The following is an 8,485-nucleotide window of genomic DNA, read 5'->3' on the forward strand; positions in this document are numbered from 1 at the left end:
ACGCGATCCGCGCGCCAGCAGCGGCCGGTCTTCGGGTTCACGCTCAGGCCCGAAGCCCAGACCCAAGCGGAAAACAGCCCCATGACCCCCAAAATCTGTTTGTCTGCCAAAATCTATTTGTCTGTATGATCGACGAGACGAAAAAGCATCCTGTTTCGCCCAAATTGCCGATGGACTCGAACCCCTGGGGCGTGAGGAGCTCGCCGGACTGGGGGCTGCCCGGCTTCGACCGGTACGCCGGGGGATCCATTTCATGGCCGATCCGGCCGCGCTTTACCGCATCAACTACGGCACCCGGCTGTGCACACGGATCCTATTGCCGATCAAACGATTCGCCTGTCCGGATGCCAAGGCCATCTACCGGGCCGCCAGCAGTATCGATTGGTCGCGTTATTTCGACCTGGAACAGACCTTTGCCGTTTTCGCCAGCACGGCCGGCAGCCGCGTTCCCCACTCCCAGTTTGCCGGATTGACGTTGAAGGATGCCGTGGTCGATCAGTTCCGCGCCGCATTCGGTCGGCGGCCCAACGTCGACCCCCACCATCCGCATCTGTGGATCAATCTTTTTATCGAGAAAGACCAGGGAACCATCAGCATCGATACGTCCGGCGGCAGCTTGCACCGGCGGGGGTACCGGCTTGACAGTGTGGATGCCCCCATGCAGGAGACCGTGGCCGCCGCCATGGTCCGTCTTTCCGGCTGGAACGGCGAGCGACCGTTGGCCGATCCCATGTGCGGTTCCGGCACGCTGGTCCTCGAAGCCGCCATGGCTTACTGCCGTATCCCGGCGGGATATCGGCGTCCCTTTTTCGGGTTCCAGCAGCTTCCCGAGTACGATCCCGTGGCGTGGAATTCGGTCAAGGCACAAATGGACAGCCGGATCCGCAAATTGCCCACAGGCCTCATCAGTGCCAGCGACATCGATCCCAAGGCGATTACCGCGACCCGGACCAATTGCAAGCAGCTTCCCCATGCCCGTGGGATCAATGTCTTGCGACTGGACTTCAACCGCATCGAAAACCTCCAAAACCATACGATTGTGTGCAACCCCCCCTATGGCATCCGCTTGCAGGGGGCGGCGCCCCTCGAAGATCTCTACCGCCAGTTGGGCGATTTTCTGAAACAACGTTGCAAGGGATCCGATGCCTATATCTATTTCGGCAACCGGGAGATGATCAAACGCATCGGTTTGAAACCGGCCTGGAAAAAACCGCTACGCAACGGCGGGCTGGACGGCCGCGTGGTCAAGTATGCGATCTACTGAACGGGCCGTGACAGGAAAATAGGCAAATGGCTCTGGTTACGCTACGTGGCATCGGAATCAGCTTTGGTGCGGAAGCGCTGCTCGAAGGGGTGGATCTTACGGTGGCTCCCGGTGAGCGGATCTGTTTGTTGGGCCGTAACGGCACCGGCAAATCGACCCTCATGGGGATCATTGCCGGACGTTTGACGCCGGACAGCGGTGAAATGGTCCAGGCCCAGGGCATCGTGGTGAGCCGTTTGACCCAGGAGGTCCCCGAGGGATTGACGGGCACGGTACTGGAGGCCGTTTGCCGGCAATTGGGCGCCAAGGGCGCACGCCTGGCCGAATACCATCAGCTCTGCCGGCTGAACGAAACCGGTACCGAAACGGACGTATCCCGCCAGCAGCGTCTGCTCACCCTGCAGCAAACCATCGATGCGGAAGACGGCTGGGCGCTTCGGCAGCAGATCGAACGTACGCTGTCCCAGATGAACCTTCCCCTGGAAGGCGAGGTGCGTACCTTTTCGGCCGGCATGAAACGCCAGGTGCTGCTGGCCGCGGCACTGGCCGCCCAGCCGGATCTCTTGCTGCTGGACGAGCCTACCAACCACCTGGACATGGCGGCCATCGAACGCTTGGAGACGTTTCTGCTCAAGTGGAACGGAACCCTGATGTTGGTGACCCACGACCGCATGATGATCCGCAAGCTGGCCACGCGCATCCTGGAGATCGACCGCGCCACGGTATATTCCTGGAACGGTGGATACGATGCCTACCTGCAGCACAGCCAGGCGCGTTTGGATGCGGAAGAGAAGGAAAATGCCCGTTTCGATAAAAAGCTCTCTGCCGAAGAAGCCTGGATCCGGCAAGGCATCAAGGCCCGGCGAACCCGCAACGAGGGGCGTGTTCGCGAGCTTTTGCGGCTGCGCGAAATCCGCCGCAGCCGGCGTGACCGTACCGGCCGGGTGAAAATGAACCTGGTCGATGCCGAGCGGAGCGGCAAGACCGTGGTCGAGGCCAAGGGGCTTTCCTTCGCCTATGATACGCGCACCATTATCGCTGACTTCAGCTGCACCGTCATGCGCGGCGACCGAATTGGCATCCTGGGGCCCAACGGCGCCGGCAAGTCCACCCTGATTCGCGTCCTTTTGGGTGCCCTAACGCCGCAAACGGGGACGATTAAACCGGGGACCCATCTGAACATTCTCTACTTTGACCAGTTGCGCGATCAATTGGACGAAAACAAAACCGTTCAGGAAAATGTCTCCCCCGACAGTGACATGATCGATGTCGGGGGCAGACGACGCCATGTGATCGGGTACCTGAAAGATTTTCTCTTCTCTCCCCAACGCCCGATCGCCTGTCTGGGTGCTGTCCGGCGGAGAAAAGAATCGCCTGCTGCTGGCCAAGCTGTTCTCCCGGCCGGCCAATGTCCTGGTGCTGGATGAACCGACCAACGACCTGGATGTCGAGACGCTGGAGCTGCTCGAGGAGCTGTTGTTGGATTTCAAGGGAACGGTGCTGCTGGTCAGCCATGATCGCGCCTTCATCAACAATGTGGTGACCAGTACTTTGGTTTTCGAGGGCAACGGCCGGATCGAGGGCTATGCCGGTGGCTATGATGACTGGCTCAGCCAGCGACAGGTCCCCTCTGTCCCCAAAGCCGAGAAACCACCTGCGGCGGTGGCGAAAAAAAAGACACCTGAGGTGGTCCGCAAGAAACTGGGGTATATGGAACAGCGTGAGCTCGATGCCCTGCCCGGACAGATCGAGTCACTGGAAGAAAGACAACAGGCCTTGTATCAGACCATGGCCGATCCCGATTTTTATCGCCGGGAGGGTGAAGCCATCGCGGCGGTGAAGCAAGAACTCCTTGAAATCGAAAAGGCCCTCGAAGACGCCTTTGTCCGCTGGGAAACCCTGGAAAACCGCTGAAGGGCACAAGCCAAGAAAGTCTGAACCCTGCGCTTCGGTATGGACTTTCCGCGCAAGAGCGCTTAAATTGCCTCTTTCGTACGCGGATGGCCAGTGGTGGCGGGAATGCGGTGGGCGATGGCCCGCCAACGATGGTTCTCCGACAATACAGAAAATGATGTTATGTTTATCGATTTCCATACCCACATCTTTCCTCGCCACAGGGCGCCCGCCATCATGGACGATCTGTGGCGTCGCGGCAAGATCCCGCATTACACGGATGGAACGCTGAGTGGACTGGTCGATTCCATGCAGACGGCGGGAATCACCTACTCCCTGGTCAGTCGGATTACGACCAAGGCCGAAAACGTGACCGCCGTCAACCAGTGGTTGCTCAATTGCCGGCATTCCCAGGTGATGCCCCTGGCAACGGTGCATCCCGACTTTGCGGTGACCACCGACGATCTCAAACGTCTGCGATCGGAAGGATTCAAGGGGGTCAAACTCCACCCCGACTACCAGGGGTTTTATGTGGATGATCCCCGTATGTTCGCTTTTTATGAAGCCGCTCAGCAAATCGGATTCCCGGTTTTGTTCCATGCCGGGCTGGATCGTGGATTGCCACCGCCGGTGCATGCCCTGCCGCATCGATTGCTTAAAATCCATCGCCTGTTTCCCCAGATGGTGATGATCGCCGCTCACATGGGCGGAGAAGACAATTACGCGGAGACCGAAGCCTTGCTGCTCGGCGAGGAAATCTACCTGGATACGGCCTTTGTTCTGCAAATCATGGAAACCGAGACCCTTAAGCGGTTTTTCCGCCGGCATCCCATCGAGCGAATCCTGTTCGGCACCGACAGCCCTTTTACCGATCAGGCCGCCGAGCTAAGCTATCTGCTCAATATCCCTTTTTTAACGACAGCCCAAAAGGAATTGGTTGCCGGTGGGAACGCGGCTTCACTGATATTGTAGTGCGGCCCTTGGGCGACGATGGAGACGACGCGACCCGGCATGCCGGATGATGAGGTCGGCGCTTTCTCTCAATGTTTAAGTCGGAGCGTGAAGATTTTGTTTTCGCTTGACATCATTATAGGTCGTTATATATACCATTCATACTTTCTACATATAGAACAATAGGAGCATTGCATGCCACCCGCCTTTAAACGTGTTCCCGCTGTTGAGAAGTGTTTTGCCATTCTCGACTTGCTCACCAAAACGGACAAACATTTGGGGATCAGTGATATCTCCCGGCAACTGTCGTTGAACAAAAGCACCGTTTTCAATATGGTCTACACCCTGATCGAACTGGATGTCCTGGAGGGACTGGATGATGGCAAGTTCGGCTTGGGGCCGCGCTTTTATGTGCTGGGCAATGCATCCGGCAAGCGCTCCGAACTGATCCAGGTCGCCCATCCGTTCCTGGAAAAAATCAATCAGGAAACCAAGCTATCGGCTTTTTTAGGAATTCGCTCGGATTTGAAAACCGTGTTGATCGACAAGGTCGATTCGGCCCACGATATTAAGATTTCCTCCGAAATCGGCATGCAGATGCCGGTGCTTGCCGGGGCGGGGATCAAGGCCATGCTGTCTCTGCTCAGCGATCAAGAGATTGATCGGTTGCTTTCGACGGTGACCTTGAAAAGATACACGCCCAACACCATTATCGACCTGAAGCGCTACAAGGACGAGATCAAGAGGGTTCGCGAGGAGGGGCTTGCCTTTGACCGTGAGGAGTATATCGAAGGGATGGTGGCCGTCGGTGTCCCCCTGCGAACCAAAGGGCGCCAGATCGAGGCTGCCATCTGGGCCGTGGGCTTGAAGCACCAGACCAGCCCGGAAGCCGTTCCGAATCTGAATCCCCTGTTGAAACAGATTGTCGAGGATATCAACCGGCGTCTTTAGGCCGCGCAAGGTGTCGTGGGGGGGGACCGTTCGATCTGTTTGGCACCCCAACCGATTTGGCCATATACGGGGCCGGCGCGCCGGCCCCGTAAAAATGGCTTACTCCTTCTTAGCCTTCTCGGCGAAGGCCGCCATCATCTTCTGCAGGCCGTATTTGCTGGCCATGGCCTCCAGGCTGACTTCGAGTTCTTTTTGTTCGTCGCCTTCCTCGACCTCTTCTTCACGTTCTTCATAGATCAGCGCACCTTCCAGGCACCATTTGACGCACAATGGCTCCGGTTCGCCCTCGCACATATCGCACTTGATGGGCAAACCCGAATCGGGCTCCTTGAATTCGACCCGGGACGGGCAGGAGGCCCGGCAGAAGGTGCACTCGTCGTACTCCTTGCCACCGATAATATATTTGTCCCTGCCGGCACATTCCTCCGGGGTATATTCACCCGCATAGATGGGTACATAGATGTCCCTGAACGGGTCGCGGATCACCCGAATGCGTGACCTGGCCGGATTGTTGCTGCTGTATTTGGGGGTGGCGTGGAAGCCCGAGCAGATGACTTCGCAAGCGCGACAACCGTTGCACTTGTCCACATCGATTTTTATGGTTTTGATGATTTTCTTTTTTTTCTCACCCATGGCGGTTTCTCCCCTTGGATTAAGATGCATTGTGATTGGGCTCGGACGGGCTTTTCAAGCAGCCGCTTAGGCGGCTTCAGCCGAAGTGTCGTCATTCTCCGGGAGAATGCCTCTGCGGATGAAGTCTTCCGCCACGTGATCAAGGCCCAGTTCCTGCAAAGATGCTTTGGTGGGGATGCCATCATTGTTCCAGCCTTTGAACTTGTAATACGTATCCAATAGTTCCTTTTCGAGCTCCGGAAAGCGCTTTTTCCAGTGGTTTGCCGGTGGCGCTTCATCCTTGCGGCGCATGCCGCGCCGGATGTTGATGGCCCGGACCAGCGTGCGATAACGTTTGGCCGCCATGGTCAGCTTCTCTTCATCCATTTCGATACCGGTGCCGGCGGAAATGAACTTGGGATAATTGTGAATATGATAGGGCGGCTTCAGCGGGAACGAGGACAGGCCGGCGCATTGGCCCAGGCGTCGTCGATATAGTGCATGCGTTCCTGCCAGTCGACGATCTCGCAGGTCATCTGCACGGTCGGATAGTAGGGGATCGAGTTTTCACCCCGGGTTCCCAATCCAGGAAGTACTGCTTGAATTTTTCATCGGGAACCTGGATCCAGTCTTTGACGAATTCCTCGCGTTGCTCCCTTTTGGGGAAGGGCGCCTGGGGAAACTGGCCCTCGATCTGGGTGATATTGATCTTCTCGCCGGTGGAATACATGAGGAAATAAATCGGGTTGAGCATGGAGAGCTTGAGGGGCAGCTGCTCGTGCTTCTTGATGGTGTTGTGGGCAAATGCATCGGCGCCGTTGCCGATGGCCTGGGCCGCCCAGTACGTCCCATTGGCCAGAATATCGCCGATACCCTCGCGCCGAACAATTTTTTCCAAAAGGTAGAAGAACCGTCCCTGGCTATCCTCGGGCATGTCGGGAAAGTCGTCCGCGGAGAGGATGTCGTGTTCCAAAAGTTCCAGAGCAAAGGCCATGACCTGCGGGGCCGAAAAGCCGTCCAGTCCGTATTCGGTGGCCTTCTGGGCGATGCGCAGACCGAATTCGAGATCGGCATGGGCGCCATGGTATAGGTCAGTTTGGTGAAGCATTTCATCATAAAGGTAGGCTGGCCGGGCATGTCGATGGTTGCGCCACATTTCATCGAACAGTTGAAGCAGCTGATCAGACGGGTGCGGGCCGTTTCCATGGTATCGGTCCACTTTTCGGCAACCTCGTCGGTCCAGAAATCCTTGCGGCGCGTGCGTGAGTTTCCCCACATGAAGTTTTCCGTATGCCATTTCTCGTCGTGGACTTTCATCTCCTGGGGGGACCCGAGGCCCGCCAGAATCGGCATGACGCCGGGGATGGGATTCTCTTCGCGGAACTTGATGTATTCGAGAACCTCGTTGCAGAGCCCCATGAATTCCGCCGGCCGGGCCAGGTTGAGGTCTTTGGTTCCCCGCACCACCACCGCCTTGACCCCTTTGTCGCCCATGACGGCGCCGATGCCGCCACGGCTGGCACTGGAGCGGCCTTGTTCGATGGAAGCGAAATAGACCCGGTTTTCGCCGGCCAGGCCAATGGCCGCCACCTGGGCCTTGGGCTCGTCGAGCTCCTTTTTGATCAATTCGGCGGTTTCGATGGCGCCTTTACCGTGCAGGTGGGCGGCGTCCCGAATTTCCACGGTGTCGTTGTTGATCCAGATATAGACCAAGCCCGGGGATTTGCCGCGCAGGACGACCTTGTCATAACCGGCAAACTTCAGCTCGGGTGCAAAGAAACCGCCCATCATGGAAAAGGCCATGAGCTGCGTTTGGGGAGAGATGGTCGATACGATGGTCCGGTTACAGCCGGTGGCCGGTGTGCCGCACAACAGGCCGGCGCTGAAAATCAGCAGATTGTCCGGCGAAAAGGGCTCGACTTCGGGAGGAACCCGGTCCCATAGGATTTTGGCGTTGGTTCCCAGTCCGCCCAGATAAAGTTCGGTGTCTTTCGGGTCGGTGGCGACCCGTTCGATATTGCCAGAAGACAGATCGATTTCTAAATTGAATCCAGTTTCGGCGTATCGCATCATTTTCCCCCTTTTGCATCACCTGAATCCGTGGCTATTCCGAGAAAGCCCCATGATCCGTTGGCGTGTGATATCAATGATCTCAATGGACGGTCGATAAAATCAGACCACCCCATTTGGATTATCTATCAGTAGATACAGATAGGCTACATAGTAGCTATATGTCAACACAAAAGTCGCCCGACCCATTATTTTATTCTATCTGTAGATAATAATGCCCGGAAATGAATCGGGCCACGATCGAGGTGAATGATTTTTTTTGCAGAGGAGTTCTGTATGGAGATATTTGTGGAATCGGGGTTGTGCAAACGTGTCGTGCGTCTGTCAAGGAAGGGGGATGAGACGCCTTTTTAGGCTGGTGGCCCGATTATCGACCCTGGCCGGTTCCTGAGGTGATGAAGAAACCCGTGGGATGTTTCCCGGAACCCCGCCGAGGCATGACATCAGCCATCGACGTAGGAAGCGGAGAGATCATGCGATCCATAAGAGACGAAGAAGGGGCATTTTTCTTCGGCGCAGGTGTTGTTGCGGAGCAACTGCACACAACGGATTCGCCGATTGCGCGGCAGGTCGATCTGAAGGAAGTCACGAATGAATTCGGTGGCTGAAATGGCGGCGGTCCTGGATTCGCGCAATCCGCAGGGCGGCTGCTCGCCGAGCATGTGCGAAGCGGAGTACGAAGTGGCCGTGAGCGCCAGGTGGCGCGCCTCGCCGGCAAAGGCGGTCGCACCGGTGATCACACTG

9 protein-coding genes and 1 pseudogene are annotated in these 8,485 nt (G+C 57.0%); 5 read left to right on the top strand and 5 right to left on the bottom strand.

What is annotated here, in order from left to right:
* Positions 1 to 163 precede the first annotated feature (163 nt).
* From JCM12296_RS30385 to JCM12296_RS30400, 5 genes are all read left to right on the top strand, one after another.
* Complete coding sequence (locus JCM12296_RS30385) at positions 164 to 1,264, top strand: THUMP domain-containing class I SAM-dependent RNA methyltransferase (protein ID WP_422699194.1); 1,101 nt, start codon at positions 164 to 166, stop codon at positions 1,262 to 1,264.
* Between the two features lie 26 nt (positions 1,265 to 1,290).
* A complete protein-coding gene (locus JCM12296_RS30390; protein WP_157068031.1) occupies positions 1,291 to 2,691 on the top strand; it encodes an ATP-binding cassette domain-containing protein in 1,401 nt (466 codons plus the stop codon).
* Positions 2,612 to 3,178, top strand: a complete 567-nt coding sequence (locus tag JCM12296_RS48415; RefSeq protein WP_157068032.1) for an ATP-binding cassette domain-containing protein — start codon at positions 2,612 to 2,614, stop codon at positions 3,176 to 3,178. Before JCM12296_RS30390 ends, JCM12296_RS48415 begins: the two co-directional genes overlap by 80 nt.
* 162 nt (positions 3,179 to 3,340) lie before the next feature.
* A complete protein-coding gene (locus JCM12296_RS30395) occupies positions 3,341 to 4,129 on the top strand; it encodes an amidohydrolase family protein (protein ID WP_172684190.1) in 789 nt (262 codons plus the stop codon).
* Positions 4,130 to 4,303: 174 nt separating this feature from the next.
* A complete protein-coding gene (locus JCM12296_RS30400) occupies positions 4,304 to 5,059 on the top strand; it encodes an IclR family transcriptional regulator (RefSeq protein ID WP_054700892.1) in 756 nt (251 codons plus the stop codon).
* A 99-nt stretch (positions 5,060 to 5,158) separates the two neighbouring features.
* On the opposite strand, the gene JCM12296_RS30405 is transcribed toward JCM12296_RS30400, so the two are convergent.
* The 5 genes and pseudogenes from JCM12296_RS30405 to JCM12296_RS40500 form a co-directional block, all read right to left on the bottom strand.
* Positions 5,159 to 5,692: a 4Fe-4S dicluster domain-containing protein gene (locus tag JCM12296_RS30405; protein ID WP_054700895.1), complete on the bottom strand. Its 534-nt coding sequence runs from the start codon at positions 5,690 to 5,692 to the stop codon at positions 5,159 to 5,161.
* A gap of 66 nt (positions 5,693 to 5,758) precedes the next feature.
* Positions 5,759 to 6,202: an aldehyde ferredoxin oxidoreductase C-terminal domain-containing protein gene (locus JCM12296_RS46305; RefSeq protein ID WP_306304172.1), complete on the bottom strand. Its 444-nt coding sequence runs from the start codon at positions 6,200 to 6,202 to the stop codon at positions 5,759 to 5,761.
* A 1-nt stretch (position 6,203) separates the two neighbouring features.
* Positions 6,204 to 6,890, bottom strand: a complete 687-nt coding sequence (locus tag JCM12296_RS48420) for an aldehyde ferredoxin oxidoreductase C-terminal domain-containing protein (RefSeq protein WP_308417254.1) — start codon at positions 6,888 to 6,890, stop codon at positions 6,204 to 6,206.
* 293 nt (positions 6,891 to 7,183) lie between these two features.
* Positions 7,184 to 7,744: pseudogene (locus tag JCM12296_RS49715) on the bottom strand (aldehyde ferredoxin oxidoreductase N-terminal domain-containing protein); the annotation flags it as partial.
* 440 nt (positions 7,745 to 8,184) lie between these two features.
* Positions 8,185 to 8,485, bottom strand: a 301-nt coding sequence (locus JCM12296_RS40500) for a DUF5714 domain-containing protein (RefSeq protein WP_218188365.1), incomplete at its 5' end; no start/stop codon positions are given.

This window comes from Desulfosarcina cetonica JCM 12296 (assembly GCF_001311845.1).
GTDB classification, from domain to species: domain Bacteria; phylum Desulfobacterota; class Desulfobacteria; order Desulfobacterales; family Desulfosarcinaceae; genus Desulfosarcina; species Desulfosarcina cetonica.